25 protein-coding genes are annotated in these 26,884 nt (G+C 72.0%); 9 read left to right on the forward strand and 16 right to left on the reverse strand.

The window, feature by feature from the left end:
* The first annotated feature begins 1 nt into the window (after nt 1).
* The 4 genes from ADK55_RS03970 to ADK55_RS03985 all read left to right on the forward strand — a co-directional run bounded on the left by ADK55_RS03970 (nt 2) and on the right by ADK55_RS03985 (nt 4,652).
* Nucleotides 2-796, forward strand: a complete 795-nt coding sequence (locus tag ADK55_RS03970) for a thiazole synthase (protein WP_053676033.1) — start codon at nt 2-4, stop codon at nt 794-796.
* Nucleotides 797-1,247: 451 nt separating this feature from the next.
* Nucleotides 1,248-3,158, forward strand: a complete 1,911-nt coding sequence (gene pknB, locus ADK55_RS03975) for a Stk1 family PASTA domain-containing Ser/Thr kinase (protein WP_078998453.1) — start codon at nt 1,248-1,250, stop codon at nt 3,156-3,158.
* Between the two features lie 2 nt (nt 3,159-3,160).
* Nucleotides 3,161-4,021: a deoxyribonuclease IV gene (locus ADK55_RS03980; protein ID WP_053676035.1), complete on the forward strand. Its 861-nt coding sequence runs from the start codon at nt 3,161-3,163 to the stop codon at nt 4,019-4,021.
* Between the two features lie 94 nt (nt 4,022-4,115).
* Nucleotides 4,116-4,652: a DUF4396 domain-containing protein gene (locus ADK55_RS03985; RefSeq protein WP_053676036.1), complete on the forward strand. Its 537-nt coding sequence runs from the start codon at nt 4,116-4,118 to the stop codon at nt 4,650-4,652.
* Between the two features lie 10 nt (nt 4,653-4,662).
* On the opposite strand, the gene ADK55_RS03990 is transcribed toward ADK55_RS03985, so the two are convergent.
* Nucleotides 4,663-5,295, reverse strand: coding sequence for a sulfite oxidase-like oxidoreductase (locus tag ADK55_RS03990; protein WP_053676037.1), 633 nt, complete (start codon nt 5,293-5,295; stop codon nt 4,663-4,665).
* Between the two features lie 173 nt (nt 5,296-5,468).
* On the opposite strand from ADK55_RS03990, the gene bfr reads away from it, so the two are divergent.
* The gene (gene bfr / locus ADK55_RS03995) at nt 5,469-5,948 is read left to right on the forward strand and encodes a bacterioferritin (RefSeq protein ID WP_053676038.1); all 480 of its coding nucleotides are present in this window, start codon (nt 5,469-5,471) and stop codon (nt 5,946-5,948) included.
* A 50-nt stretch (nt 5,949-5,998) separates the two neighbouring features.
* On the opposite strand, the gene ADK55_RS04000 is transcribed toward bfr, so the two are convergent.
* Nucleotides 5,999-6,238 carry a (2Fe-2S)-binding protein gene (locus ADK55_RS04000; RefSeq protein WP_323181917.1) on the reverse strand — a complete coding sequence of 80 codons (240 nt, stop codon included), beginning with the start codon at nt 6,236-6,238 and terminating at the stop codon, nt 5,999-6,001.
* 177 nt (nt 6,239-6,415) lie between these two features.
* On the reverse strand, nt 6,416-7,771 hold the full coding sequence (locus tag ADK55_RS04005) for a class II 3-deoxy-7-phosphoheptulonate synthase (RefSeq protein ID WP_053676132.1): 1,356 nt from the start codon (nt 7,769-7,771) through the stop codon (nt 6,416-6,418).
* A gap of 311 nt (nt 7,772-8,082) precedes the next feature.
* Between ADK55_RS04005 and ADK55_RS04010 the strand changes: the two genes are divergently transcribed.
* A complete protein-coding gene (locus ADK55_RS04010; RefSeq protein ID WP_053676040.1) occupies nt 8,083-9,960 on the forward strand; it encodes an anthranilate synthase family protein in 1,878 nt (625 codons plus the stop codon).
* 83 nt (nt 9,961-10,043) lie between these two features.
* On the opposite strand, the gene ADK55_RS04015 is transcribed toward ADK55_RS04010, so the two are convergent.
* The 5 genes from ADK55_RS04015 to ADK55_RS04035 form a co-directional block, all read right to left on the reverse strand.
* Nucleotides 10,044-11,033: a 2-hydroxyacid dehydrogenase gene (locus ADK55_RS04015; RefSeq protein WP_053676041.1), complete on the reverse strand. Its 990-nt coding sequence runs from the start codon at nt 11,031-11,033 to the stop codon at nt 10,044-10,046.
* 86 nt (nt 11,034-11,119) lie between these two features.
* Nucleotides 11,120-12,148, reverse strand: coding sequence for a 6-phosphofructokinase (locus ADK55_RS04020; protein ID WP_053676042.1), 1,029 nt, complete (start codon nt 12,146-12,148; stop codon nt 11,120-11,122).
* Between the two features lie 195 nt (nt 12,149-12,343).
* The gene (locus ADK55_RS04025; protein WP_053676133.1) at nt 12,344-12,988 is read right to left on the reverse strand and encodes a response regulator; all 645 of its coding nucleotides are present in this window, start codon (nt 12,986-12,988) and stop codon (nt 12,344-12,346) included.
* A 41-nt stretch (nt 12,989-13,029) separates the two neighbouring features.
* Complete coding sequence (gene macS, locus ADK55_RS04030; protein WP_199826438.1) at nt 13,030-14,241, reverse strand: MacS family sensor histidine kinase; 1,212 nt, start codon at nt 14,239-14,241, stop codon at nt 13,030-13,032.
* Between the two features lie 36 nt (nt 14,242-14,277).
* A complete protein-coding gene (locus tag ADK55_RS04035; RefSeq protein WP_053676044.1) occupies nt 14,278-15,000 on the reverse strand; it encodes a lysophospholipid acyltransferase family protein in 723 nt (240 codons plus the stop codon).
* Nucleotides 15,001-15,194: 194 nt separating this feature from the next.
* On the opposite strand from ADK55_RS04035, the gene ADK55_RS04040 reads away from it, so the two are divergent.
* Both ADK55_RS04040 and ADK55_RS04045 read left to right on the forward strand, forming a co-directional pair.
* Nucleotides 15,195-15,974, forward strand: coding sequence for an alpha/beta hydrolase (locus ADK55_RS04040; RefSeq protein ID WP_053676045.1), 780 nt, complete (start codon nt 15,195-15,197; stop codon nt 15,972-15,974).
* The gene (locus tag ADK55_RS04045) at nt 15,967-16,557 is read left to right on the forward strand and encodes a hypothetical protein (RefSeq protein WP_053676046.1); all 591 of its coding nucleotides are present in this window, start codon (nt 15,967-15,969) and stop codon (nt 16,555-16,557) included. Before ADK55_RS04040 ends, ADK55_RS04045 begins: the two co-directional genes overlap by 8 nt.
* 112 nt (nt 16,558-16,669) lie before the next feature.
* Here ADK55_RS04045 and ADK55_RS04050 read toward each other — a convergent pair whose 3' ends face one another.
* The 6 genes from ADK55_RS04050 to ADK55_RS04075 form a co-directional block, all read right to left on the reverse strand.
* Complete coding sequence (locus ADK55_RS04050; RefSeq protein WP_053676047.1) at nt 16,670-17,434, reverse strand: endonuclease/exonuclease/phosphatase family protein; 765 nt, start codon at nt 17,432-17,434, stop codon at nt 16,670-16,672.
* 71 nt (nt 17,435-17,505) lie between these two features.
* A complete protein-coding gene (locus ADK55_RS04055; protein WP_053676048.1) occupies nt 17,506-18,447 on the reverse strand; it encodes an ROK family glucokinase in 942 nt (313 codons plus the stop codon).
* A 61-nt stretch (nt 18,448-18,508) separates the two neighbouring features.
* Complete coding sequence (locus ADK55_RS04060; protein WP_053676049.1) at nt 18,509-19,003, reverse strand: DUF5304 domain-containing protein; 495 nt, start codon at nt 19,001-19,003, stop codon at nt 18,509-18,511.
* Nucleotides 19,004-19,077: 74 nt separating this feature from the next.
* Nucleotides 19,078-20,292 (reverse strand): ArsA family ATPase, encoded by a 1,215-nt coding sequence (locus tag ADK55_RS04065; protein ID WP_053676050.1) that lies wholly within the window; start codon nt 20,290-20,292, stop codon nt 19,078-19,080.
* A gap of 127 nt (nt 20,293-20,419) precedes the next feature.
* Complete coding sequence (locus tag ADK55_RS04070) at nt 20,420-20,860, reverse strand: SRPBCC family protein (RefSeq protein WP_053676051.1); 441 nt, start codon at nt 20,858-20,860, stop codon at nt 20,420-20,422.
* A gap of 173 nt (nt 20,861-21,033) precedes the next feature.
* On the reverse strand, nt 21,034-21,816 hold the full coding sequence (locus ADK55_RS04075; RefSeq protein ID WP_053676052.1) for a metallophosphoesterase family protein: 783 nt from the start codon (nt 21,814-21,816) through the stop codon (nt 21,034-21,036).
* 228 nt (nt 21,817-22,044) lie between these two features.
* Here ADK55_RS04075 and ADK55_RS04080 point away from each other — a divergent pair, with 228 nt between their 5' ends.
* Entirely contained in the window at nt 22,045-23,841 is a 1,797-nt protein-coding gene (locus ADK55_RS04080; RefSeq protein WP_053676053.1) for an AMP-dependent synthetase/ligase, read from the forward strand.
* A gap of 85 nt (nt 23,842-23,926) precedes the next feature.
* Here the strand turns inward: ADK55_RS04080 and ADK55_RS04085 are convergent, their stop codons facing one another.
* The gene (locus tag ADK55_RS04085) at nt 23,927-25,540 is read right to left on the reverse strand and encodes a GMC oxidoreductase (protein WP_053676054.1); all 1,614 of its coding nucleotides are present in this window, start codon (nt 25,538-25,540) and stop codon (nt 23,927-23,929) included.
* Between the two features lie 133 nt (nt 25,541-25,673).
* Complete coding sequence (locus tag ADK55_RS04090) at nt 25,674-26,816, reverse strand: glycosyltransferase family 4 protein (protein ID WP_053676055.1); 1,143 nt, start codon at nt 26,814-26,816, stop codon at nt 25,674-25,676.
* Between the last annotated feature and the right edge of the window lie 68 nt (nt 26,817-26,884).

Below are 26,884 nucleotides of genomic sequence, written 5' to 3' on the forward strand. Positions count from 1 at the left end.
GATGGCGGACGACCTCTTCTCCCTCGGCGGCCGGACCTTCACCTCCCGCCTGATCATGGGCACGGGCGGCGCACCCAGCCTGGACGTCCTGGAACGCGCCCTGATCGCCTCCGGCACGGAACTGACCACCGTGGCCATGCGCCGCCTGGACCCGACGGTCCAGGGGTCGGTGCTGTCCGTGCTCTCCCGGCTGGGCATCGCGGTCCTGCCGAACACCGCGGGCTGTTTCACGGCCGGCGAGGCCGTGCTGACCGCGCGGCTGGCCCGCGAGGCGCTCGGCACGGACTGGGTCAAGCTGGAGGTCGTGGCCGACGAGCGCACCCTGCTCCCGGACGGCGTCGAACTGCTCGACGCCGCAGAGATCCTGGTCGACGAGGGCTTCACCGTGCTCCCGTACACCAACGACGACCCGGTGCTGGCGCGGAAGCTGGAGGACGTGGGCTGCGCGGCGATCATGCCGCTGGGCTCCCCCATCGGCTCCGGCATGGGCATCCGCAACCCGCACAACTTCGAACTGATCACGGAGCGGGCCGGGGTCCCGGTGATCCTGGACGCGGGCGCCGGCACCGCCTCGGACGCGGCGCTGGCCATGGAGCTGGGGTGCGCCGCCGTCATGCTGGCGTCGGCCGTCACCCGGGCCCAGTCGCCCGCGCTGATGGCGGCCGCCATGCGGGACGCCGTCTCGGCGGGGCGCCTCGCCCACCGCGCGGGACGCATCCCCCAGCGCCGCTTCGCCGAGGCCTCCTCCCCCACCGAGGGCCGCGCCACCCTCGACCCGGAACGCCCCGCCTTCTAGCCTCCGGCGCCTCCCGGGCAATACCAGCCTCGCCGGCGTTTGAGGCGCGGGGCCACACTCAGCCTCGCCGGCGTTTGAGGCGCGGGGCCACACTCAGCCTCGCCGGCGTTTGAGGCGCGGGGCCACACTCAGCCTCGCCGGCGTTTGAGGCGCGGGTCCGGGCGGAGCCCGGTGCCCGGCGGAGCCGGGGTTTCCCGGGGCTCCGCCCCAGACCCCGCGCCTCAAACGCCGGCGGGGCTGAAATGGCCGGGGTTTCCCGGGGCTCTGCCCGGACTCGCGCCTCAAACGCCGGCGGGGCTGGGAATGCCGGGCCCGGCCCGTACCGCCGGCGAGGCCGAGACGCCCGGACACCCCCGAGGGCCCCGCCGGCCAGGCGCCGGGCACGTCACAGGTGCGCTGCAACCACCCCCGCCCGCGTCGGCGCACTCCGCGCCGCTCGTAGAATCGCCGGGTGGATACGACCCTGGATGACCCCCTCGTCGGGCGCGTGCTCGACGGCCGCTACCGCGTCGACGCCCGAATCGCGGCCGGCGGCATGGCCACGGTCTACCGGGCCCTCGACACCCGTCTCGACCGGATCCTCGCGCTGAAGGTGATGCACCCGGCCCTGGCCGCCGACGGCGCCTTCGTCGACCGCTTCATCCGTGAGGCGAAGTCCGTGGCGCGGCTCGCCCACCCCAACGTGGTCGCGGTCTTCGACCAGGGGACGGACGGCCCGTACACGTACCTCGCCATGGAGTACGTCTCCGGCTGCACCCTGCGCGACGTGCTCCGCGAGCGGGGCGCGCTGCGTCCCCGGGCGGCCCTGGACATCCTCGAACCGGTCCTCGCCGCCCTCGGCGCCGCCCACCGGGCCGGTTTCGTCCATCGGGACATGAAGCCCGAGAACGTGCTGATCGGCGACGACGGCCGGGTCAAGGTCGCCGACTTCGGTCTGGTGCGCAGTGTGGACTCCGTCACGAACACCACCGGTTCGGTCCTCGGCACCGTCTCCTACCTCGCGCCCGAGCAGATCGAGAACGGGATCACCGACACCCGCGTGGACGTCTACGCCTGCGGTGTCGTCCTGTACGAGATGCTCACGGGCGCCAAGCCGCACAACGGCGGCAGCCCCGCCCAGGTGCTCTACCAGCACCTCAACGAGGACGTCCCGGCCCCGTCGGCCGCCGTCCCCGGGCTGTCCGCCGGCCTGGACGAGCTCGTCGCGCTGGCGGCGGCCCGCAGCCCGGAACAGCGCCCCTCCGACGCCGCCGCCCTGCTCGGACTGACGCTCGAAGCCCGCGCCCGGTTGACCGACGCGGAACTCGACGCCGAGCCGCCGCAGGCCCGCGCCGAGGTCCGGCCCGCCTCCGAGGACCGCACCAGCGTGATCGCGCGGCCCGTCACGGCGCAGCAGTCCGTGCACCACACCTCTCGCCTGGAGTCGCCCGCGCCGATCCCGCCCCGGCGTCGGCCGGCGGGGGGCCTGCGCGCGCCGCGCCGCGGCCCGCTGCTGATCGTCGCGGGAATACTGTTGGCCCTCGGTCTGGGGGCCGGCGTCTGGTACATCAACTCCGGGCAGTTCACGAAGGTCCCCAACCTGCTCGGCAAGTCGGAGCAGGAGGCCAGGTCGCAGCTGTCGGCGGCCGGGCTCGGCGTGAAGGGCGTGAACCGGAAGTTCAGCGACGCCTTCGACCGCGGCACCGTCATGAACACCGACCCGCCGAGCGGCAAGCGCATCCGCGGCAACGACGCCGTGACGATCACCCTCTCCCGCGGCCCCGAGGTCGTGAGCGTGCCGGCCCTGAAGGGCAAGCCTCTGGAGGCGGCGAAGGCGGAGCTGACGGCGGTCGGGCTGGCGCCCGGGATCGTCACCCAGTCGTTCAGCGAGGACGTCGCCCAGGGCTCCGTCATCAGCAGCGATCCGGCGGGCGGGGAGAAGCGGGCCCCCGACACGGCGGTGGCGCTCGTCGTCAGCAAGGGCAGCCCGGTCCGGGTGCCGAGCGTCACCGGCCGGTCCGCGGACGAGGCCCGTTCGGCCCTGGAGGCCCTCGGCCTGAAGGTGGGTACGGCGGCCGAGCAGGTCAACTCCGCCTCGCCCGCCGGTACGGTCGCCAACCAGTCGATCGGGGCCGGCACCCAGGCCGCCGCGGGCGACACGGTCACCTTGACCCTCTCCAAGGGGCCCCGCCAGGTCCAGGTGCCGAATGTCACCGGCCAGGACGTGGACGCCGCCCGGAAGGCGCTGGAGGGATCGGGCTTCAAGGTGAAGGTGGACCGGCCGTTCCTGTCGTTCAGCAACACCGTGGAGAGCCAGTCCGTGCCGGGCGGCCAGAACGCCGCCGAGGGCAGCACGATCACGATCAAGACCAAGGGGCTGTAGGCGTGACACGCAATCCGGTGGGCGGGCACGTCCCCGTCGCGGGCGGCCTCGCCTCGGTCGGGCTCTCGTACGCCCACGAGATGGGTGCCGAGGCCGTCCAGGTCTTCGTGGCCAATCCTCGCGGGTGGGCGACCCCCGTCGGGAACCCGGCGCAGGACGAGTTGTTCCGTGAGGAGTGCGCGCGGGAGTCGATCCCCGCGTACGTGCACGCGCCGTACCTGATCAACTTCGGCTCGCACACCGGGGCGACCGTCGAGAAGTCGGTGGACTCCCTGCGGCACTCGCTGCGCCGGGGCCGTGAGATCGGTGCGCGCGGCGTGGTCGTCCACACCGGCTCCGCCACCGGGGGCCGACCGCGCGAGGAGGCGTACGCGCAGGTCAGGGAGCACATGCTGCCGCTCCTGGAGGAACTGACGCACGACGACGACCCGTTCCTGCTGTTGGAGTCCACGGCCGGTCAGGGGTTCTCCCTGTGCTCGCGCACCTGGGACTTCGGGCCGTACTTCGACGCCCTGGACCACCATCCGAAGCTCGGGATCTGCCTGGACACCTGCCACGTCTTCGCGGCCGGGCACGATCTGGCGGAGACGGGCGGCACCAAGCGGACGCTGGATCTCCTGGTGGAGACGGTGGGCGAGGGCCGGCTGAAACTCGTCCACGCCAACGACTCCAAGGAGGGTGTCGGCGCCCACAAGGACCGGCACGAGAACATCGGCCAGGGGCACATCGGCCGGGAGGCGTTCGCCGAGCTGTTCACCCACGCGGCGATGGACGGGGTACCGCTGATCATCGAGACGCCGGGCGGCAAAGAGGGTCACGCGGCGGATGTGGCGCTGCTGAAGGAGCTGCGCGGCCCGAGGTGACACACCGGGCGGCGAACGCCCGGGAATACCCCTGGGGGGTATACGGTTCCGCTTGTCGCAGACCCGTTCCTCAGCCGTTCCCAGGGGGCATTCGATGGATCACGCGCACGCACACCACGAACAACCCGAACACCAACGCGCCGACCACCACGGCAGCACCCCCGACGGCGGCCACGGCCACGACGCCCACGGCCGGGTCAGTTGGGCCATGGCCGCGAAGGCCACCCTGCACTGCCTCACCGGATGCGCCATCGGCGAGGTGCTGGGCATGATCATCGGTACCGCGCTGGGCTGGGGCAACCTGGCCACGATGATCCTGGCGATCGTCCTCGCGTTCCTCTTCGGCTACGCGCTCACCCTGCGCGGCGTCCTCGGCGCCGGCGTGGACCTCCGCACGGCCGTCCGGGTGGCGCTGGCGGCCGACACCCTCTCGATCGCCGTGATGGAGCTGATCGACAACGGGGTGATCGCCCTGTGGCCGGGCGCCATGGACGCCCACCTCTCGGACCCGCTGTTCTGGATCGTGCTGGCCATCGCGCTCGCGGCCGCCTTCGTGATCACCACACCGGTCAACAAGTGGATGATCGGCCGCGGCAAGGGACACGCGGTCGTCCACCGGTACCACCACTGAAACGCGGCGGTCAGAGCTCCGGACCGTCCCCCGGCTCCTCCTGGTACGAGTAGCGCTGCTCGCGCCAGGGGTCACCGACGTTGTGGTAGCCCCGCTCCTCCCAGAAACCCCGCCGGTCGGCGGTCATGTACTCGATGCCGCGGACCCACTTGGGGCCCTTCCAGGCGTAGAGGTGCGGGACCACGAGACGCAGGGGGAAACCATGCTCGGCGGTCAGCAGTTCGCCACCCTGATGGGTGGCGAAGACCGTCCGGTCCGCGGCGAAATCCGCCAATCGCATGTTCGAACTGAAGCCGTACTCGGCCCACACCATCACGTGCGTGACCTGGGGGGCCGGCGGGGCGAGGGCGAGGACGGTACGGGCGCGGACCCCGCCCCATTCGGCCCCGAGCATGCTGAACTTCGTCACGCAGTGCAGGTCGGCCACGACCGACTCGAACGGCAGGGCCGCGAACTCCTCGTGGTTCCAGCAGTGCTTGTCACCGTCGGCCGTCGCGCCGAAGACGCGGAACTCCCAGCGGTCCGGCTTGAACTTGGGGACCGGGCCGTAGTGGGTGACCGGCCAGCCGCGCTGCAACCGTTGGCCCGGAGGAAGCTCGAACTGCTCTGCTTCCGGAGATTCCCGGCTTTCCGGCTGACCCATGACTCCATGGTGACAGACTCGTCGGGGTGGTCATGACCAGGTCTGGACCGATTCGGGCAAGTCACGGCAACTCCCACTAAGGAGGCACTTACTGGACGCCCCCGGGTGGCGGTGCAAGGATGCGCGCACCTGCCCAGTCACTTAGCTGACATTGCTTGGAAGGAGCCTCTGCGATGCAGGGCGACCCCGAGGTCCTTGAGTTTCTCAACGAGCAGCTGACCGGCGAGCTCACGGCGATCAACCAGTACTGGCTGCACTACCGCATCCAGGACAACAAGGGTTGGACGAAGCTCGCCAACTACACCCGTGCCGAGTCCATCGACGAGATGAAGCACGCGGACAAGATCACCGAGCGCATCCTCATGCTCGACGGTCTGCCCAACTATCAGCGCCTCTTCCACGTCCGCGTGGGCCAGACGCTGACGGAGATGTTCCAGGCGGACCGCCAGGTCGAGGTCGAGGCCATCGACCGCCTCAAGCGCGGCATCGAGGTCATGCGCGGCAAGGGTGACATCACCTCCGCGCGCCTCTTCGAGGAGATCCTGGAGGACGAGGAGCACCACATCGACTACCTCGACACCCAGCTGGAACTGATCGAGAGCATCGGGGAGCCGCTCTACATCGCGCAGCTGATCGAGCAGCCGGAGAGCTGAGCCGCGCCGGTGCGCCGGGCCGCTTCGGCGAGCCGGGCCACTTCGGTCCGCTAGGCCGCTTCGGCGAGCTGCGGGTCGGCGGCGAGCACGGCCGCCGCGTTGCCCGTCTCCAGCAGTTCGCGGCGGGGGCACGCCCCGCGGCCGAGGATTCCCTGGATGGTCCGCACGCACGAACCGCAGTCCGTTCCGGCCTTGGTCTCCGAGGCGATCTGGCGGGGGGTGCACGCCCCGGCAGCCGCGTGGTCCTTGACCTGCTTGTCGGTGATCCCGAAACAAGAGCAGACGTACACGCGGTTCACCTCCCTGGCAGGAATGGTTCGACGAGCCATCCCCTATTCGGTGAGGCTTACCTAACCATACCCAAACTTAGGGTCCCCTAAAAGACCTGGATACGACGGTGGGGCACGGATCACATCGATCCGTGCCCCACCGTCGTACGAAGCCACGTACTGATCGCGCGCCGCGTCCTACTGGTCGCGGTACATCTCGGCCACCAGGAACGCGAGGTCCAGGGACTGGCTGCGGTTGAGCCGCGGGTCACAGGCCGTCTCGTAGCGCTGGTGCAGGTCGTCGACGAAGATCTCGTCGCCGCCGCCCACGCACTCGGTGACGTCGTCACCGGTGAGCTCGACGTGGATGCCGCCCGGGTGGGTGCCCAGCGCCTTGTGGACCTCGAAGAAGCCCTTGACCTCGTCGAGCACGTCGTCGAAGCGACGCGTCTTGTGGCCGGACGCCGCCTCGAAGGTGTTGCCGTGCATCGGGTCGGTGACCCAGGCGACGGTCGCACCGGACGCGGTGACCTTCTCGACCAGCTCGGGGAGCTTGTCGCGGACCTTGTCGGCGCCCATGCGGACGACGAAGGTGAGCCGGCCGGGCTCGCGCTCGGGGTCCAGGCGGTCGATGTAGGTCAGCGCCTCGTCCACGGTGGTCGTGGGGCCGAGCTTGATGCCGATCGGGTTGGCGATCCGCGAGCAGAACTCGATGTGCGCGTGGTCCAGCTGACGGGTGCGCTCACCGATCCAGACCATGTGGCCCGAGGTGTCGTACAGCTTGCCGGTCCGCGAGTCGGTGCGGGTCAGCGCGCCCTCGTAGTCCAGGAGCAGCGCCTCGTGGGAGGCGTAGAACTCGACCGCCTTGAACTCGGCCGGGTCGGTGCCGCAGGCCTTCATGAAGTTCAGCGCGTTGTCGATCTCCCGCGCGAGCTGCTCGTAGCGCTGCCCGGACGGGGAGGACTTCACGAAGTCCTGGTTCCAGGCGTGCACCTGGCGCAGGTCGGCGTAGCCGCCGGTGGTGAAGGCGCGGACCAGGTTCAGCGTGGAGGCCGACGCGTGGTACATGCGCTTCAGCCGCTCGGGGTCCGGGATCCGGTCCTCTTCGGTGAAGGCGAAGCCGTTGACGGAGTCGCCGCGGTAGGTCGGCAGGGTGATGCCGTCGCGGGTCTCGGTGTCCTTGGAGCGCGGCTTGGAGTACTGGCCGGCGATGCGGCCGACCTTGACGACCGGCACGGAGGCGGCGTACGTCAGGACGGCGCTCATCTGGAGCAGCGTCTTCAGCTTGGCACGGATGTGCTCGGCGGACACGGCGTCGAAGGCCTCGGCACAGTCGCCGCCCTGCAGCAGGAACGCCTCGCCCTTGGCGACGGCTCCCAGACGGGCGCGCAGCTGGTCGCACTCACCCGCGAACACGAGGGGAGGATACGACTCGAGGTCCGCGACGACAGCGCGCAGGGCCTCGGCATCGGGGTACGAAGGCTGCTGCGCCGCGGGAAGGTCTCGCCAGGTCGCCTTGGTGGCGGGGGCTTGGGTTTCAGCGTTCACGGTCACCTCGTACACATTACGGCGTCGCACGTCGCGTCCAGCCCGGTGCCCACTTCCTGAGACGGATGTCTCTCGGAATGCGACCCGCCCCCGCGGACGCTTCGTCTGCCTCCCCGGCGTGGGCTATCGTCGGCGGCATGTACGCGCACTCGAACCAGAACTGGTGGTGGCCCGCTTCCGGCGGCCCACTCCTCGCGCGTACGTAGACGACTCGAACGACGCGAAGGCCGCCCGAGGGGCGGCCTTCGGCGTTTCCGGGCCCGGGCCGGCCCCTCTCACCCCATCTCCTCCGAGATCTCCGAGAAGGACGCCCGCCCATGGACATCAGCAGACTGCTCGACGACTCCTGCCCGCCGTTCGCCCTGCTGCGCCGCCGCACCCCCGGCCGCGACCACGACACCGTCGAGCTGCTGATCGGCCCGGTCCACACCGCCGAGCACCTCGCCGACCTGCCCGTCGGGGAGCTGCCCACGCTGGCCCTGGTGCCGTTCCGACAGATCCGGGAGCGGGGATTCGACGTGCGCGACGACGGCACGCCGCTGAGCGTGCTGGCGGCCGAGGAGGCGTACGAGCTGCCGTTGGCCGAGGTGCTCGCGGCGCTGCCGGACCACGAGGTGCGGGTCGAGGACGGCGGCTTCGACGTCCCCGACGCGCGGTACGCGGCCACCGTGGAGCGCGTCATCGAGGACGAGATCGGGCGCGGCGAGGGCGCGAACTTCGTCATCCGGCGCACCTACGAGGGGCGGATCGAGGGCTTCGGGCGGGCGGACGCCCTGGCCCTGTTCCGGCGGCTGCTGCTCGGCGAGCGGGGCGCGTACTGGACGTACGTCGTGCACACCGGGGAGCGCACGCTGGTCGGGGCCAGTCCGGAGGTGCACGTGCGCATGTCCGGCGGGACGGTCGTGATGAACCCGATCAGCGGCACCTACCGCTATCCCGCCACCGGGCCGACGGCCGATTCGCTGCTGGCCTTCCTCGGCGACCGCAAGGAGACCGAGGAACTGTCGATGGTCGTCGACGAGGAACTCAAGATGATGTGCACGGTCGGCGACATGGGCGGGGTGGTCGTCGGGCCCCGGCTGAAGGAGATGGCCCACCTCGCGCACACCGAGTACGAGCTGCGCGGCCGTTCCTCGCTGGACGTGCGCGAGGTGCTCCGGGAGACCATGTTCGCGGCGACGGTGACGGGCTCGCCGGTGCAGAACGCCTGCCGGGTGATCGAACGGTACGAGAGCGGCGGCCGCGGCTACTACGCGGGCGCGCTGGCCCTGCTGGGGACGGACGCGGCCGGGGCGCAGACCCTGGACTCGCCGATCCTGATCCGCACGGCCGACATCGCGCCCGACGGGACCCTGCGCGTACCGGTCGGGGCGACGCTGGTGCGGCACTCCGACCCGGCGGGCGAGGTGGCCGAGACGCACGCGAAGGCGGCCGGGGTGTTGGCCGCGCTGGGGGTGCGGGCCCCCGCGCCCCGTCCCGCGTCGACCGGGGGGCCGCTCGCGGGCGACCCCCGGGTGCAGGCGGCCCTGGCCGCGCGCCGTGCGGACCTGGCCCCCTTCTGGCTGCGGATGCAGGAGCGGCCGGCCGCGGCGCCGGGCCACGCGCTGGTGGTGGACGGCGAGGACACCTTCACGGCGATGCTGGCCCACGTGCTGCGGGTGACCGGCCTGGAGGTGACCGTGCGCCGCCACGACGACCCCGGGCTGCGGGCGGCGGCCCTGGCCTGGGTGGGGCCGGTCGTCCTGGGACCGGGGCCGGGGAACCCGGCGGACACGTCCGACCCGAGGATGCGGACGTTGCGCGCGCTGACGGCGGAGCTGCTGGCGGGTCACCGGCACGGGCTGCTGGGCGTGTGCCTGGGGCACGAGCTGTTGGCCGCCGAGCTTGGTTTCCCGCTGGGCCGCAAGGCGGAGCCGGCGCAGGGGGCGCAGACCCGGATCGACCTGTTCGGGGCGTCCGAGGTGGTCGGGTTCTACAACACGTACACCGCGCACTGCACGGCGGAGCTCGCGGAGCGGCAGGCGCTGAGCGGGGTCGAGGTCGCGCGGGATCCGGCGACGGGCGAGGTGCACGCGCTGCGGTCGGCGGCGGGCTTCGCGGGGGTGCAGTTCCACCCGGAGTCGGTGCTCACCCTGCGCGGGGCGGAACTGCTGCGCGACCTGCTGACGGGCGTACGGGCGGCCGCCCCGGCCTGAGGCCCGGGTGTCGGCGGGGGGCCCCGCCCGGCTCCCGCCGGCGTCGCGCGCGGCTCGGGGCGACGGCGACGGTGGCGGGGTGCTCACGGCGACAGGGTGTTCCCGGAGCGGCGGCCGGCCAGGTAGTCCCGCACGTTCGCGAGGGTGGCGTCGACGATCTGGCCCACCGCGTCGTGGGTGTAGTACGCCTGGTGCGAGGTCACCACCACGTTCGGGAAGGTGATCAGTCGGGCGAGGGTGTCGTCCTCCACGGCTTCCAGGGAGCGGTCCGTGAAGAACAGTCCGGCCTCCGCCTCGTACACGTCCAGGCCGACGCCCGCGAACCGCCCCGCCCGGAGCTCGTCCACCAGCGCGTCCGTGTCCACGAGTGCGCCCCGGCTGGAGTTGACCAGGATCGCGTCGTCCTTCATCAGCCGCAGCGCCGCACCGTCGACGATGTGCCGCGTGGCGTCCAGCAGCGGGAGGTGCAGGCTGATCAGGTCCGACTCGACGAACAGCGTGTCCTTGTCCACGTACTTCATGCCGAGTTCCACGCAGGCCGGGTTCCGCGTCACGTCCCAGCCCAGCAGGTTCATGCCGAAGCCGCGCGCGATCCGGGTGAAGGCCTCGCCGATCTTCCCGGTGCCGAGGACGCCGACCGTGCGGCCCCGCATGTCACGGCCCATCAGTCCGGTGAGGCGGAAGTCGAAGTCCCGGGTGCGGTTCGAGGCCCGCACGATGCTGCGGTTGACGGCCATCGCGAGGGTCCAGGCGAATTCGGCCACCGAGAACGGCGAGTAGGACGAGACCCGGCTGACGGTCAGGCCGAGTTCCCGGGCCGCGTCGAGGTCGATGTTGTTGAAGCCGGTGGAGCGTTGGGCGATCATCCGGGTCCCGCCGTCGGCCAGGATCCGCAGCACCCGGCCGCCGAGGTCGGCGTTGACGCTCGACGAGACGATCTCGTACCCGGCCGCGATGGGGGCGGTGTCCTCGCTCAGGAACACGTCCAGGCAGCGCACCTCGTGCCGGCCCGCGAACGCCTTCTCCATGAGCGGCTTCTCGTCCGCCTGCACCCCGAATGCGAGGATCTCCACGTTCGCTCCCGTACCGCGCCGTCGCCCGCATCGGATCATGGGCCCTTTGTCACGATACGACCCATGATCCGCACACGCGCTCCGGCTCAGCCGAAGAAGACGCCGACCTCCGCGTAGAGCGCCGGGTCCACCGTCTTGAGCTTCGACGTGGCCTCCAGGATCGGCACCCGGACGATGTCCGTCCCCTTCAGGGCGACCATCTTGCCGAAGTCGCCGTCGCGCACCGCGTCGACGGCGTGCAGCCCGAAGCGGGTGGCCAGCCAGCGGTCGAAGGCGCTGGGGGTGCCGCCGCGCTGGACGTGCCCGAGGACCGTCGTACGGGCCTCCTTGCCGGTCCGCGCCTCGATCTCCTTGGCGAGCCACTCGCCGACGCCCGACAGCCGCACGTGCCCGAAGGAGTCCGTCGCCGCGTCCTTGAGCACCAGTTCGCCGTCCGTGGGCATCGCGCCCTCGGCGACGACCACGATCGGCGCGTAGCTCGCCTTGAAGCGGGAGGTGACCCAGGCGCAGACCTGGTCCACGTCGAAGCGCTGCTCGGGAATGAGGATGACGTTGGCCCCGCCGGCCAGGCCGGAATGGAGCGCGATCCAGCCGGCGTGGCGCCCCATGACCTCGACGACCAGCACCCGCATGTGCGACTCGGCCGTGGTGTGGAGCCGGTCGATGGCCTCGGTGGCGATGCCGACGGCCGTGTCGAAGCCGAAGGTGTAGTCGGTGGCCGAGAGGTCGTTGTCGATGGTCTTCGGCACGCCCACGCAGGGGATGCCGTACTCCTCGTACAGCTTGGCGGCCACCCCGAGGGTGTCCTCGCCGCCGATCGTGACGAGGGCGTCGACCTCGAACTTCGCGAGGTTCTCCTTGATCCGGCGGACCCCGTTCTCCAGCTTGAACGGGTTGGTGCGCGAGGAGCCGAGGACGGTCCCGCCGCGCGGCAGGATCCCGCGCACGGCCGGGATGTCGAGCGGGACCGTGTCCCCGGTGACCGCGCCGCGCCAGCCGTCCTTGAAGCCGAGGAACTCGTACTGGTACTCCTGCACGCCCTTGCGGACGACGGCCCGGATGACCGCGTTGAGCCCGGGGCAGTCTCCGCCGCCCGTCAGCACTCCGACCTTCATGGCATCTCCCTTCGGCAACAGGGCCCACTGAGCCCAATGAGCCCGCACGACCGTCACGCTAATGGTGACTCAGGTCACAGCAAGATGCCGGGAAGAGGCAATTCCGGTGGATTCAGGGGGCGTTACCGCACACCCGTTCACTCGAACGGGGACTACCCGCGAGGGGACCCCGTGTACGGAGCCGCGTGTACGGGACTACGCGTCGTCCAGGCCGCGCTCTATGGCGTACCGGACGAGCTCCACCCGGTTGTGCAGCTGGAGTTTGCCCAGGGTGTTCTGGACGTGGTTCTGCACCGTGCGGTGGGAGATGACCAGCCGCTCCGCGATCTGCTTGTACGAGAGCCCCTTGGCCACCAGCCGCAGCACCTCGGTCTCCCGGTCGGTCAGCTGCGGGGCCTTGGGCTCGTTGGCGGCGGCCGGCGCCGGGTCGGTGGCCAGCCGGCGGTACTCGCCGAGGACGAGACCGGCGAGGCCGGGGGTGAACACCGGGTCGCCGGCGGCCGTACGGCGGACGGCGTCGATGAGCTCCGCGGCCCCTGCGGACTTCAGCAGGTAGCCGGTCGCACCCGACTTCACCGCTTCCAGGACGTCGGCGTGCTCGCCGCTCGCGGAGAGCACGAGCACGCGCAGGGCCGGGTCGGCGCCGACCAGTTCCTTGCAGACCCGCACGCCGGGCATGCCGGGCAGGTTGAGGTCGAGGACCAGGACGTGCGGGGCGGCGGCATGGGCGCGGCGGACCGCCTCCGGGCCGTCGCCGGCGGTGGCCACGACGTCGAAGCCGGCGGCGGCCAGGTCGCGGGCGACCGCGTCCCGCCACATCGGGTGGTCGTCGACGACCATCACCTTGATGCCGCTGAGCTCATGGGACTCGGTGGGCTCGGTCACTGGGTTCTCCCCCTCGGTACTTTCAGTTCCACTTCGGTGCCCTGTCCGGGGACGGACACCAGCTCGGCGGTGCCGCCGAGATCGCGCAGTCGGCCCCGGATCGACAGGGCGACGCCCATCCTGCCCTCGCCCTCCGCCTGGTCCAGCCGACCGGCCGGGATGCCGGGGCCGTCGTCGCGAACGGTGACGATGACCTCGTCGCCCCAGTCCTCGACCAGGATCCAGGCCCGGGCGCCCGCCCCCGCGTGCTTGCGCACGTTGTCGAGGGCGGCACCGACCGCCGCCGCCAGCTCCCGCGCCGCGGGCGCCGGGAGCGGCACCGGGGTGCCGGGCTCGGCGAAGCTCACCTTCGAGCCGGCGTGGGGGGCGAGGAGGCCGCGCAGGTCCAGCTCGCCGTTCCCGGCGGCCGGCTCCTCGTCGTCGTAGGAGTCCACGAGCGCGCCGAGCGACTCGTCGCGGGAGATCCGGGAGGTGGGCACGAGTCCGCTGGAGACCAGGGTGCGCAGCGCCACCTCCTGCTCCCCCGCCATCCGGCCCAGGTCGGCCGCCTCGCCGCCCAGTTCGGTGCCGCGCCGCTGGACCATCGCGAGGACCTGGAGGACCCCGTCGTGGATGTCTCGGGCCAGCCGCTCGCGTTCGCGGGTGGCGGCCTCGATCTCCAGGGCGCGGGCCAGCGTGGCCTCACTGGCCCGGGCGACCTCGACCACGTAGCCGATGGCGATGGAGGCGACCCAGACCAGCAGGACGTTGTGGAGGGTGTCGCGGGTGGGATCGCCGCCGTGGACCACGATGTTGGCGGCGGCCACGAAGGTGGAGGCGAAGCCGGCCCACCGCCAGCCGCCCTTGAGGGCGAAGGCGAGGACCGAGCCGGCCGTCCAGATGCTGGGGAGCGTGGGGCCGCCGCCCGCGATCCGCTCCGCGTTGTCGGCGAGCGGGGTGAGCAGGATCCCGGCGACGGCGACACCGAGGTCGGCACCGAGGAAGGGCTTGGTGCAGCTCGCCGCGTTGGCCACCCGGCGGTGGGTGGCCAACGTCCAGACGGCGAGGACCGCGAGGTAGCCGACCGCGACGCCGGGGTGGTCGTACTCCTTGTACGCGGAGGCGAACAGCAGCACCGCGTAGATCATGGTCAGCAGCCGGTAGCCCGTCAGGGCCCGCCACAGCGGCTGCTCGACCGACATGCGCACGACGCGCTCGCGCTTCGCCATCTCCCCCACCCCGTACGGGCGGTGTCGCCCGCCCCGCTACTCCGCGCCCTGCTCGCCCTTGTCCGCCTTCTCGGCCTTGGCGGCCTTCTCGGCGTCCGCGATCTGCCGCTTGGCGGCCGTCGCGTAGATGTCGACGTACTCCTGGCCCGAGAGCTTCATGATCTCGTACATGACCTCGTCGGTCACCGAGCGCAGGATGAACCGGTCCCCGTCCATGCCGTGGTAGCGGCTGAAGTCCAGCGGCTTGCCGATCCGGATGCCGGGTCGCATCAGCTTCGGCACCACCTTGCCGGGCGGCTGGATCTTCTCGGTGTCGATCATCGCGACCGGGATGACCGGGGCTCCGGTGGCGAGTGCCACCCGGGCCAGACCGCCGGGCTTGCCGCGGTAGAGGCGACCGTCGGGTGAACGCGTCCCCTCGGGGTAGATACCGAACAGCTCTCCGCGTTCGATGACGTCGATGCCGCTCTTGATGGCGGCCTCGCCGGCACCGCGCGCTCCGGAGCGGTCCACCGGGAGCTGGCCGACGCCCTTGAAGAAGGCGGCCGTCAGCTTGCCCTTGACGCCCGGGGAGGTGAAGTACTCCGCCTTCGCGATGAAGGTCACCTTCCGGTCGAGCACGGCCGGAAGGAAGAAGGAGTCCGAGAAGGACAGGTGGTTGCTCGCGAGGATCGCCGGCCCCTCAGCGGGAATGTTTTCGAGGCCCTCCACCCACGGCCTGAAGGCGAGCTTCAGGGAACCGCCGATCGAGAACTTCATTGCGCCGTAGATCAACTCGAAAGCCTTCCTGTGTCTGTCGAACAGACCTTATCCCCTGGCTCCCCCGGGAGCGGTCCTACGACCCTGGTCGGTACCACCCCGGTCGCGTACGGTGAAGTCACACAGCGCTACGCACCCGTACCCCCTCATCGCCCCCTCATCCCCCTCGCCTTCCGATCAACAAGGAGACCCTGGTGCCCGTCCTCCCTGGAGCAGAGCCGTTCCGCCACGAGGGCGGAGAGGTCGGCGTACTGCTCTGCCACGGCTTCACCGGTTCCCCGCAGTCGCTGCGCCCCTGGGCCGAGTACCTGGCCGAGCGGGGGCTGACGGTGTCGCTGCCGTTGCTGCCCGGGCACGGGACGCGTTGGCAGGACATGCAACTCACGGGCTGGCAGGACTGGTACGCCGAGGTCGACCGCGCGCTGCGCGAGCTGCTCGACCGGTGCGAGCAGGTGTTCGTCTTCGGACTGTCGATGGGCGGCGCGCTGACCCTGCGCCTGGCCGCCAAGCACGGGGACTCGGTCAGCGGCATCGTCCTGGTCAACCCGGCCAACAAGGTGCACGACCCGCTGGCCTTCGCCCTTCCGGTGGCCAAGCACGTCATCCGCTCCACGCCGGGCGTCGCCAACGACATCGCGAAGCCGGGATCGGTGGAGGTCGGCTACGACCGGGTCCCGACGCGGGCCGCGCACTCGCTGCGCGCGTTCCTGCGCCTGGTGGACGCCGAGCTGCCCCAGGTCACCCAGCCGGTGCTGCTGCTGCACAGCCCGCAGGACCACGTCGTCCCGCCCGTGGACTCGGCGCGGGTGCTGTCCCGGATCTCGTCCACGGACGTGACCGAGACCCTGCTGGAACAGAGCTACCACGTCGCGACGTTGGACCATGACGCGGAGCGGATCTTCGCGGACAGTTTTGCGTTCGTCGGACGGCTCTCGAAGAGCGTCGGCAGGGAGGGGGCGGCCAGCGGTGGCTGAGCACGAGGAGTCGTCCGGGGGTGTTCCCCCGTTGGACGAGGAGGCCGCGTGGGCGGCGATCGTCGCCGGGTACGGGCAGGAACCGCCGGACCCGCCGGGATCCAGACCGTTCCGACCGATCGAGAACCTGATGCTGCCCGAGGAGGACGTCCAACCGACGCCCCCCTCGGTCGCGAAGCCCCCGGAGAAGGACGCCGGTCCCGGTGACCCGCCGGCCCCCGCCGGGCCGCTGGGCAGCTCGGTGACCTTCGCGCCGGGCGTGGGCGGGGCGGGCCCCCGGGACCACTCGCCGGTCGAGCCGAAGGACGAGGACGTGACGCCCGAGGACCGGGCGGACGAGGGCCATTTCGTTCCTCCGGAGCCCGAGCTCCCGGCGGCGGACACCACCTCCAAGTTCGCCTGGCTGGCGGTCGTGGGCGGGCCGGTGCTGCTGCTCGTGGCGGTGCTGCTCCAGTGGGAGATGACCTGGTGGCTGACCACCCTGGGCATCGGCGGCTTCCTGGGCGGCTTCGCCACCCTGGTGGCCCGCATGTCGCACGACGACGACGACGAGGACGACCCGGGGCGCGGAGCGGTCGTCTAGGGCGTTCCCTCCCGGATCCCGGGCGTCCCTTCCGGATCCGTTCGGGGCCCGGCCGGGCCCCGGTGCGACGCCGCCCCGGTGCGAGGCACCCGCCGGCGTCGCACCGGGCGGCTCAGCCCGGTGCCGGGCCGGCGCCGAGGCGCAGCGCCGCCAGCACCGGGAGGTGGTCGGTGGCGGCCCGCAGGTCCGCGTCCGTGACCCCGGGAAGGCCCGTCGGGACCCCGCAGCCCAGCACCTCGACCCCCTTCGACGCGAAGACGGCGTCGATCCGCCTCGGCTCCCCGGACCGGAGCCAGGTGTGTTCCCCGCCCCACGGCGCCACGGCCCGGCAGTCCTGGAGTTCCGCGGCCAGCAGGCCGAAGGCCCGGCCCTCCGGGCCCTCGTTGACGTCGCCCGCGGCGATTGCGTACGGGACGTCCATGCCCGCCAGCCGCTCCAGCAGCAGCCCCGCGTGTTCCTCCCGTTCCCCCGCGTCCAGCGGCAGGTGGGCGCTGAGCACGCCGACCCTGGTCCCGGGTGCGGGCCCGAAGCGGACGACGGCCGTCGCGAAGCCCCTGCGGTGCAGTCCCGGCCGCAACGGCAGCAGGACGTCCCGGGTGTGCTCCACGTGCGCCCGCAGCGAGCACAGCAGCAGCGGACCGGCCGCCGTCGCACCGCCGCCGAGCACCACCAGGTCGCACTTCGACGCCAGTCGCGCCGCGTGTTTGCGCCACCGGAAGAAGCGCGGCGCCTCCTGGACGCACACCAGGTCGGGCTCGCACGCCCGGATCACGCGGGCGAGCGCGTCCTCGTCGTCGCGCAGCGAGCGAATGTTGTAGCTGAGTACCCGGATCACGGCTGAACCGTCGGGCTCCGTATGCGACTTCGGCAGGTCCATGCCCCGCAAGATACGCAGCTGCCCGCCGCTCCCACAGGGGGCGCGGCGGGCAGCGGAGGGAACCGGGTGCGTCAGCCCTGGCGGGCGAGGTCGGCCGCGCCGACCATGCCGGCCTTGCCGCCGAGCTGCGCGGCGAGGACCTGCGCGTGCGGGCGCCAGGCGCCGCCGATCAGCCAGCGCTTGAAGGACTTGCGGATCGGGTCCAGGACGAGGTCGCCCTCGTCGGAGACACCGCCGCCGACGATGAACGCGGACGGGTCGAACAGGGACGCCAGGTCGGCCAGCCCCGCGCCGGCCCAGCGGGCCAGCTCGCGGAAGGAGTCGATGGCGACCAGGTCGCCGGCCCGGGCCGCCTCGCTGATGTGCTTGCCCTCGATGCCCTCGGGGGTGCCGTCGCCGAGCGCGAGCAGGGTCGTGGCGTTCTCGGGGGTGGCGTTGGCGCGCTGCTTGGCGTACCGGACGAGCGCGCGCCCGGAGGCGTACTGCTCCCAGCAGCCCTGGCTGCCGCATCCGCACAGCAGGCCGTCCGGGACGACCCGGATGTGGCCGAACTCGGCGGCGACGCCGAAGCGTCCGCGCCGCAGCTTGTTGCCGATGATGATGCCGCCGCCGAGGCCCGTGCCGAGCGTGATGCAGATGACGTCGTCGTGGCCCTGGCCGGCGCCGAAGCGGTACTCGCCCCAGGCCGCGCAGTTCGCGTCGTTCTCGACGACGACCGGCAGGCCGATGCGCTGCTCGACCTTGTCCTTGAGCGGCTCGTGGCGCCAGTTGATGTTCGGCGCGAAGAGCACGGTGGCGCGCTTGTCGTCCACGTATCCGGCGGCGCCGATGCCGACGGCGTCGATGGTGTGGTTGCTGCTGACCTCGGACACGGCGGCGCAGATCGCGTCCGTCACCCCGTCCGCGGTCGGCGGGGTGGGCACCTTGTACGTCTCAAGGATGGTGCCCTCTTCGTCGACCACGCCGGCCGCGATCTTCGTGCCGCCGATGTCGACGCCGATGGTGAGTCCCATTAGTCCCTCGGTTTCCGGTCAAACCCCGCCACGGCCCACCGTACCCGAGCGCGACGGAGGATCAGTCGAGATCGATCCGCTCGGAAGGGCCGGAATCGGGACCTTCCTCCCGGTCGTCGCGCCCGGTGCCGGGGCTGTGGGGGGCGCTTTCCGCGCGGGGGCCCGGAGCGGACGGCGCGGCCTCGTCGCGGGTCCAGCGGCGCTCGTGGCCCTCGACGGCCGACCGGTAGGCGGCGAGCAGCTCGGAGCCGGCCGCCGCGAGGTGGTCGAAGACCTCGGGGTTGCGTTCGATGACGGGCTTGGCGGCGGTCTTGGCCTGGGTGACGAACTGGCGCACGGCGCCCTGGGCGGCGGCGCCGAGCAGCGGGTTGTTCAGGGCGGAGACCTTGTCGGCGACGGCTTCGAAGAGCTTGAACAGTTCCTCGGAGGCACTGCCGGTGCCGGTGCCCGCCTGGCCCTGCCCCGCCCTGCGGCGCTCCTTCTCCGCTGCGAGGTCCTCGGCGCAGGCCTTGGCCCAGGCGTCGTCGTCGATGGGGCGGTCGGTGGCCTCGCTCATGGCGGACTCCTGCGGCGGATGCGGGACGTACGGGACGGACTACCTTCGACGGTACCCGAACGGGGGTACGGGCCTCAGCGCTCGCGGGGCCACAGCTGTGGATCCGGGGTGAAGCGGACGCGCAGCTCGCCGTCGGTCAGGGCCGCGCCGGAGACGGTGCAGCGCCGGAGCGCCGACGGCAGCGAAACGATCCTGCGGTACGGGCCGGCCGTGAGCAGCAGTTCGTCGCCGCGCCGGATCAGGTCCAGGTCGGACTTGCGGGCGCCGGGGAGCGGCACGGCCCAGACCAGTACCCCGTCCTCGGCGAGTCGGTCCTCGACGGCCCAGGCGCGGCGGTACACGGCGGCCTCCCGGGGGGCGATGCCCTCGGTGTCCGCGAGCAGGGTCAGGTCCCGCAGATCACGGGGGTCCCGACCGAGGTGCGCGAGCGGGGCCACGGTCAGCTCGGCGGCCCACTGGTCGGTGTACTTCCGCTGTCGGGCGGCGAGGTCGGCGACCCACGGGTCGGCGGAGTCCCGCGGGACCGTCCGGTTCGCGACGAGGGAGGCGACCGGGAGCCGGTGCAGGGCGAGCCCGAGCCGGCCGGTGCGCAGCGCGTCGTCGGAGGCGGGTCCGGGCTCGGCCACCAGGCGCAGCTCGGTCGCGGGCGACTCGACGACGGCCTCGACGGCGGCCAGTTCCTCGTCCCAGCGGGCAGCGGCGTCGTACAGCCACTGGGCGGGCATGGGTACCCCGGCGAGCTGGGCGAGGACGGGGCGCAGGGCTCGGGCCGCCTGCCGCTGCGCGGGCAGCAGTCGGGCCAGGTAGCGGCGCAGTTGGGCGGGGAGCGCGAGGGTGGCAATCGCCTGGTGCAGCGGGGGCATGTCCACGATCAGGAGATCGACGCCGGGGGCCGAGGCGGCTCGGCGCAGGGCCCTGAGCAGGGCGAACTGTTCGGCGCCGGGGAGTTCGGTGAGTTCCTCCGACCCGAGCGGCCGTCCGCCGAGCATCCCGAGCAGGGAGGCGCCCCGCTCCTGGAGGGTGACGAGTTCGGCCCGGAACTCCTCGCCGGAGTCGATGCGCGCGGCCCGGATCCCGTGGGCGACGGGGACGGCCCTCAGTCCGGGCGCGACCTCCGCGACGGGGCCGGTGGTGGGCCCCAGCAGCTCGACCAGGCGGTCGTCGGGGGCGCCGGGGTCACCGGACAGCAGCAGTACGCGGCGCCCCTGCCGCGCGGCGGCGAGGGCGGTGGCCGCGGCCACGGTGGTCCGACCGGCTCCACCGGGGCCGGTGATCAGCAGGGTGTGCATGGTGCGGTGCTCCTGTGAGGGGGTGCGGGCCGGGCTCCGCCCGGGGTGCGCCCTCCGGCGGGGCTCCGTCCAGGGCCCCGCGCCTCGAACGGCGGCGAGGCCGGAGTCGGCCGACTCCGGCGTGCGCTCAGGCGGATTCGACGCGCTTCTTCAGGCCCGCGAGGGCGCGGTCGATGATGACCTTCTCGGCCTTGCGCTTGATCATGCCGAGCATCGGGATCTTGACGTCCACGGTCAGCTGGTAGGTGACCTCGGTGCGCTTGCCGCCGTCCAGCGGGGCGAGCCGGTAGGAGCCGTCCAGCTGGCGGAGCATCTGCGACTTGTCCAGCGTCCAGCTGACCTCGTCGGCGCCCGTCCAGGAGTAGGCGAGCGTGTGGTCGTCCTTGATCGCGCCGGCGTCGAGCAGCAGGCGGACCTTCTCGGCGCGACCGGCGGCGTCGGTGGCCAGTACCTCGGCCTCCTTCACCTCGCCGGTCCACTCGGGGTAGCGGGCGAAGTCGGCGATCACGGCCATGACGTCGGCCGGGGCCGCCTCGATCGTGATGCTCGAGCTGGTGTGTTCCGCCATCGCGGTCGCTCCTCCGGGGAGTATTCGACAAGTGTGCGGGGGCCTCCGGCCGCCGCGTGAAGGCTACCGCGCGTGCGGGGCCGGCCACTCCAGTGCCTCCCCGGTCCCGCGATGACGGCCGTGCCGGCCGTCGGCGCGGGCGGTGCGGAAGGCGCGGGACCGGACGGCTCTGCTCACCACTCCATCGCCCACGGCCGCCCCGTGGAGGCGAAGTGTCCGACGTTCACGCACTCCGTCGCCCCGATCCGCATCCGCCGGGCCATCGGCTGGTGCACGTGCCCGAACAGCGCGTACCTCGGGCGGGTCCTCCGGATCGCGTCCAACAGGGCCTCGCTGCCCCGCTCGAACCGCCTGGCCACCGTGTCGTAGCAGAGCTCCGGCACCTCCGGCGGGATGTGCGAGCAGAGCACGTCCACCTCGCCCAGGGCCTCCACCTTGGCCGCGTACTCCTCGGGGTCCACCTCGTACGGGGTCCGCATGGGCGAGGGCAGCCCGCCGCCCACGAAGCCGAAGACCCGGCCGCCGATCTCCACCCGCTGCCCGTCGAGCACGGTCGTGCCCGGTCCCGCGTACTGCGGCCACAGGCCCGGCATGTCGACGTTGCCGTAGGTGGCGTACGTGGGATTCGGGAACGCGGCGAACATCTCGGCGTACTGGCGTCGCACCGCTCCCTCGATCAGCGTCTCCCGATCGAGGCCGGCCCACAGCCGCCGGCCGAGATCGCGCGCTTCCCCGTAACGGCGGGCGGTGCGCAGTTCCACGATGCGGTCGGCGTTCTCGACGCCGAACAGATCGGGGAAGATGCCGCGCGAGTGGTCCGCGTAGTCGAGGAAGAGCACCAGGTCACCGAGGCAGATCAGGGCGTCGGCACCCTCTCCGGCCCGTGCGAGCGCCTCGGCGTTGCCGTGGACGTCACTGACGACATGAACCCGCGTACGACTCTCCCTGCCCACCATGCCGCCACCCTAGGGGCGCCCGGGCTCGACGGGTAGGGGCAGCCCCGCGGTCGGCGGACCTGCGGTTACTTCCGAGTCGTGAACGGGGTCGACTAGTGTCGGCTCGGCACGTCCGTGTCGTGTGACGCATGGAACATCTGGCCGGTTCCCTCTATCCGGAACCCACTACCGGTGGGTAACGTCCGGTCGGTCCACATGGTGGCGATGGCGCCCAGAGGAGCAGCAGTCTTGCGCGAGTTCAGCCTTCCGGCCCTGTACGAGGTCCCGTCGGACGGGAACCTGACGGATCTCATCCGCCGCAACGCCGCTCAGCATCCCGACGTCGCCGTCATGAGCCGCAAGGTGGACGGCAGATGGCAGGACGTGAGCGCGACCGAGTTCCTGGCCGAGGTCCGGGCCACGGCCAAGGGTCTGATCGCGTCCGGCATCCGCCCCGGTGAGCGGGTGGCCCTGATCTCCCGCACCCGGTACGAGTGGGTGCTGTTCGACTTCGCCATCTGGACCGCGGGCGGCGTCACGGTGCCGGTCTACGAGACCAGCTCCCCCGAGCAGATCCAGTGGATCCTCGGCGACTCCGGCGCGAGCGCCGTCGTCGTCGAGAGCCCCGGCCACAGTGCGACGGTGGCCGGTCTGCGCGACAGGCTGCCGGAGCTGCGCGAGGTCTGGGAGATCGAGCAGGGCGCCCCCGCCGCGCTCCGCGCCGCCGGCGCCGGGGTCACGGACGCCGAGGTCGACGAGCGCACGGCCCTGGCGAACGCCGACGACCCGGCGACCATCGTCTACACCTCGGGCACCACGGGCCGCCCCAAGGGCTGCGTGCTGACGCACCGCAACTTCTTCGCGGAGTGCGGCAACGTCGTCGAGCGGCTCGGCCCGCTCTTCCGCACCGGCGAGTGTTCCGTGCTGCTCTTCCTGCCGGCCGCGCACGTCTTCGGGCGTCTGGTGGAGGTGGCGGCCGTCCTGGCGCCGATCCGGCTGGGCTGCGTACCGGACATCAAGAACCTCACCGACGAACTCCAGTCGTTCCGGCCCACGCTGATCCTCGGCGTGCCGCGCGTCTTCGAGAAGGTCTACAACTCGGCCCGCGCCAAGGCCCAGGCCGACGGCAAGGGCCGGATCTTCGACGCCGCGGCCGAGACGGCCATCGCGTACAGCCGTGCGCTGGACGCCCCGGGCGGCCCCGGCCTCGGGCTGCGGCTCAAGCACAAGCTGTTCTCGAAGCTGGTCTACAGCAAGCTGCACACGGTCCTCGGCGGGCGCGGCGAGTACGCGATCTCCGGCGGCGCCCCCCTGGGCGAGCGGCTCGGTCACTTCTTCCGCGGCATCGGCTTCACGGTGCTGGAGGGCTACGGCCTGACCGAGTCCTGCGCGGCCACGGCCTTCAACCCGTGGGACCGCCAGAAGATCGGTTCGGTCGGTCAGCCGCTGCCGGGCTCCGTGGTGCGCATCGCCGACGACGGCGAGGTGCTGCTGCACGGCGAGCACATCTTCAAGGAGTACTGGAAGAACGAGACGGCGACCGCCGAGGCGCTCACCGACGGCTGGTTCCACACCGGCGACGTCGGCACCCTCGACGAGGACGGCTACCTCGCGATCACCGGACGCAAGAAGGAACTCATCGTCACGGCGGGCGGCAAGAACGTGGCGCCCGCGGTGATCGAGGACCGCATCCGTGCCCACGCGCTGGTCGCGGAGTGCATGGTGGTGGGCGACGCGCGGCCGTTCGTGGCCGCGCTGGTCACCATCGACGAGGAGTTCCTGGGCCGCTGGGCCGCCGAGAACGGCAAGCCGGCCGGTGTGACGGCGGCGGAGCTGCGCGAGGACGCGGATCTGATCGCAGCCGTCCAGAAGGCAGTGGACGACGGCAACGCGGCGGTCTCCAAGGCGGAATCGGTGCGGAAATTCCGCATTCTGCCCTCCCAGTTCACGGAGGAGTCGGGCCACATCACGCCGTCGCTGAAGCTCAAGCGGAACGTGGTGGCGAAGGACTACGCGGACGAGATCGAGGCGCTGTACCGGGGCTGATCCCCCTCGTTCCCGGAGCCCCGACCGGAGTGCGTACGACGGGCGGGGTTCGTTCCCCGGACCGGAGTTCGTTCGCCGGGCGGGGTCAGCGCGGGTCGGTGAGGATCCGTTCCATGTTCCGCTCGGCGAGCGCGGTGATGGTCACGAACGGGTTCACGCCGAGGGACCCCGGGACCAGTGAGCCGTCGACCACGTACAGCCCCTGGTAACCCTTGACCCGGCCGTGGTCGTCGGTGGCCTCGCCGAGGACGCAACCGCCGAGCGGGTGGTAGGTGAAGTTGTCGGCGAAGGCCTTGTTGTCGCCGAACAGGTCGTACCGGTAGATCGTGAAGTTGCGCCGGTTGATCCGGTCGAAGAGCTGTTTCGCCGCCCGCACCGACGGGGCGTTCTGGTCCCGGCTCCACTGCAGGCGTGCCGAGTCGGTGGCGGCGTCGTAGGTGAAGTGGCCGCGCTCGGGGTTCTTGGTGATGGCCAGGTACATCGAGATCCAGTGCTCGATCCCCATCGGGAGCGGGGCGATCTCCGCGAAGACCGGGTTGGCGGCGTTGTCCCAGTCGTCGATGCCGAGAGCGGGCATGGTGGACTGGTTCGCACCGACCGTGTCCCAGAGGTGGTTGGCCCGCGCGGTCATGACGTTGCCGTTGGGCCCCCAGCCCCGGCCGACCTGTTCCGTCAGCGCGGGCAGGGTGCCGGTCTCGCGGGCACGGACGAGGATCTCGGTGGTGCCGAGGCTGCCGGCGCCCAGGAAGAGCTGTCGGCAACCGAGTTCGCGCGTCTGGGTGACCTTGCCGGTGACGTCGCTGGTGCGCACCGTCAGCACGTAGCCCCCGGCCGGGTCGGTCCGTACGCCGACGACGCGTTGCATCGTCTCGATGGTGACGTTGCCGGTGCCGAGGGCGGCGGCGAGGTAGGTCTTGTCGACGCTCTTCTTGCCGTGGTTGTTGCCGTAGATGACCTCGCCCGCGAGCGCGGACCGGGTGGCGGTGCCGGCGGCCTCGCGCTTCATGTACTCGAAGTCGTAGACGTTGGGGACGAAGGTGGTCCTCAGGCCGGTGTTCTGGGCGTGCTTGCGGGAGACGCGGGCGAAGCGGTACCACTCCGTGGACTCGAACCAGGCCGGGTCGATGTCGTTGACGCCGAGCATGGCCCGGGCGCGCGGGTAGTAGGTGCCGTACATCTCGTCGGCGTCGACCCGGGGCAGCACCTCGGAGAAGTACGAGCGTCGGGGCGTCGGCGCCATGCCGCCGTTGACGAGGGATCCGCCGCCCACCCCGCGGCCCACGTACACGGACATGTCGCCGAAGTTCACCCGGTCGAGGACGCCGGGGTAGGGGCTGATGTTCCGGTTGACCACGTCCAGCCAGAGGAACTGGGCGAGCGGGGCCTCGGTGCGGGTGCGGAACCACATGGAGCGCTGGTCGGGCGCGGAGGTGGACGGGAAGATCCTGCCGTCGGACCCGGGGGTGTCCCAGAGCCGGCCCATTTCGAGGACGACGGTACGGACGCCGGCCTGGCCGAGCCGGAGCGCGGCGACGGCTGAGCCGTATCCGGAGCCCACGACGATGGCGGGGGCGTAGGTCGCCGCGGCGGGTTCGACGGCCGCCGCGGAGGCCGGCCCGATCCGGGTGAATCCGAGCACGGCCGCGGTCTGGAGGGCGCCGATGCCAAGCATTTGACGGCGCGTCAGCTGAGGTGTCATGGCCGCATGATGAGCGGAATCCGCACATCCCCCCATAGCAGGCGCTGACACACATCTGAGTGACAGTCAGGCATGGCGAACCGGCCACGACGCACCGCCCGACGGCCGGAAGGTCCCCCTTGGGGGCGGAACCTCAGAGCAGCTCGCGCAGGCGCTCGGCGAGCAGGTCCCAGCGCCACTTCTCCTCGACCCACGCGCGGCCCCGCTCGCCCATGCCGCGGCGCAGCTCCGGGTCCAGCAGCAGGGTGGCGATCCGGTCGGCCGCCTCCTCCGGGGAGCCGCCCCGGACCACCCAGCCGGTCTCCCCGTCCAGCACCGCGTCGGGGGCGCCGCCCGAGTCGCCCGCGACCACCGGGAGCCCCGTCGCGGAGGCCTCCAGGTACACGATCCCGAGCCCCTCGACGTCCAGTCCCCCGCGCCGGGTCCGGCACGGCATCGCGAAGACGTCACCGGCGCCGTAGTGCGCGGGCAGCTCCGACCACGGGACCGCCCCGGTGAAGACCACGGAGTCGGCCACGCCCGTGTCGGCCGCGAGCCGGCGCAGGTCGGCCTCGTACGGGCCGCCGCCCACGATCAGCAGCACGGCGTCGGGCACCGCGGCCAGGATCCGGGGCATGGCCTCGATGAGGGTGTCCTGTCCCTTGCGCGGGACCAGCCGGGACACGCACACCACCACGGGCCGCTCGGCGAGCCCGAGCCGCGCCCGGACCTCGGCCCCGCCCGACCCCGGGTGGAAGGTCTTCTCGTCGACGCCCGGCGGGAGTTGGACCATCCGGGCGGCCGCCCGGTCCGTGACCGCCGAGGCGATCCGCGCGCGGGTGTACTCCCCCAGGTAGGTCAGGGTGTCGGTGCCCTCGCCGATCCGCCGCAGCAACTGCCGCGCGGCCGGCAACTGGGCCCAGCCGGCCTCGTGCCCGTGCGTGGTCGCGACCAGCCGGCGCGCGCCCGCCCGGCGCAGCGCGGGCCCCATCAGCCCGAGCGGCGCGGCCGCGCCGAACCACACCGACTCGCAGCCGTGTTCGCGCAGCAGGCCGACGGCCCGCCGGGTCACCCGCGGGGTCGGCAGCAGCATCGTCGTGCGGTCGCGCACCACCTGGAAGGGCTGCTCCGCGTCGAAGGCCTCGGTGGCCTCGCGGCCCTCGGCGCCGTGCTTCCAGGTGGAGGTGTAGACGACGATCCGGTCGGGATCCAGGCGCAGCGCCATGTTGTGCAGGAAGGCCTGGATGCCGCCGGGTCGCGGCGGGAAGTCGTTGGTCACGATCAGCGTCTTGTGCATCGTCAGCCAAAGTACCGGACGGTCCGGCGCGCACCCGCGCGGTCCCCGCCGAGCCTGTCCGCCCGCGC

The sequence above is a fragment of the Streptomyces sp. WM4235 genome (assembly GCF_001279725.1).
GTDB lineage: Bacteria > Actinomycetota > Actinomycetes > Streptomycetales > Streptomycetaceae > Streptomyces.

Coding starts and splice junctions, on each gene's coding strand:
- ADK55_RS03970 (WP_053676033.1), top strand. CDS start 2: ATGGCGGACGACCTCTTCTCCCTCGGCGGCCGGACCTTCACCTCCCGC.
- ADK55_RS03985 (WP_053676036.1), top strand. CDS start 4,116: ATGGATCACGCGCACGCACACCACGAACAACCCGAACACCAACGCGCC.
- ADK55_RS03990 (WP_053676037.1), bottom strand. CDS start 5,295: ATGGGTCAGCCGGAAAGCCGGGAATCTCCGGAAGCAGAGCAGTTCGAG.
- bfr (WP_053676038.1), top strand. CDS start 5,469: ATGCAGGGCGACCCCGAGGTCCTTGAGTTTCTCAACGAGCAGCTGACC.
- ADK55_RS04010 (WP_053676040.1), top strand. CDS start 8,083: ATGGACATCAGCAGACTGCTCGACGACTCCTGCCCGCCGTTCGCCCTG.
- ADK55_RS04020 (WP_053676042.1), bottom strand. CDS start 12,148: ATGAAGGTCGGAGTGCTGACGGGCGGCGGAGACTGCCCCGGGCTCAAC.
- ADK55_RS04025 (WP_053676133.1), bottom strand. CDS start 12,988: ATGGTCGTCGACGACCACCCGATGTGGCGGGACGCGGTCGCCCGCGAC.
- macS (WP_199826438.1), bottom strand. CDS start 14,241: ATGGCGAAGCGCGAGCGCGTCGTGCGCATGTCGGTCGAGCAGCCGCTG.
- ADK55_RS04035 (WP_053676044.1), bottom strand. CDS start 15,000: ATGAAGTTCTCGATCGGCGGTTCCCTGAAGCTCGCCTTCAGGCCGTGG.
- ADK55_RS04050 (WP_053676047.1), bottom strand. CDS start 17,434: ATGGACCTGCCGAAGTCGCATACGGAGCCCGACGGTTCAGCCGTGATC.
- ADK55_RS04055 (WP_053676048.1), bottom strand. CDS start 18,447: ATGGGACTCACCATCGGCGTCGACATCGGCGGCACGAAGATCGCGGCC.
- ADK55_RS04060 (WP_053676049.1), bottom strand. CDS start 19,003: ATGAGCGAGGCCACCGACCGCCCCATCGACGACGACGCCTGGGCCAAG.
- ADK55_RS04065 (WP_053676050.1), bottom strand. CDS start 20,292: ATGCACACCCTGCTGATCACCGGCCCCGGTGGAGCCGGTCGGACCACC.
- ADK55_RS04070 (WP_053676051.1), bottom strand. CDS start 20,860: ATGGCGGAACACACCAGCTCGAGCATCACGATCGAGGCGGCCCCGGCC.
- ADK55_RS04075 (WP_053676052.1), bottom strand. CDS start 21,816: ATGGTGGGCAGGGAGAGTCGTACGCGGGTTCATGTCGTCAGTGACGTC.
- ADK55_RS04085 (WP_053676054.1), bottom strand. CDS start 25,540: ATGACACCTCAGCTGACGCGCCGTCAAATGCTTGGCATCGGCGCCCTC.
- ADK55_RS04090 (WP_053676055.1), bottom strand. CDS start 26,816: ATGCACAAGACGCTGATCGTGACCAACGACTTCCCGCCGCGACCCGGC.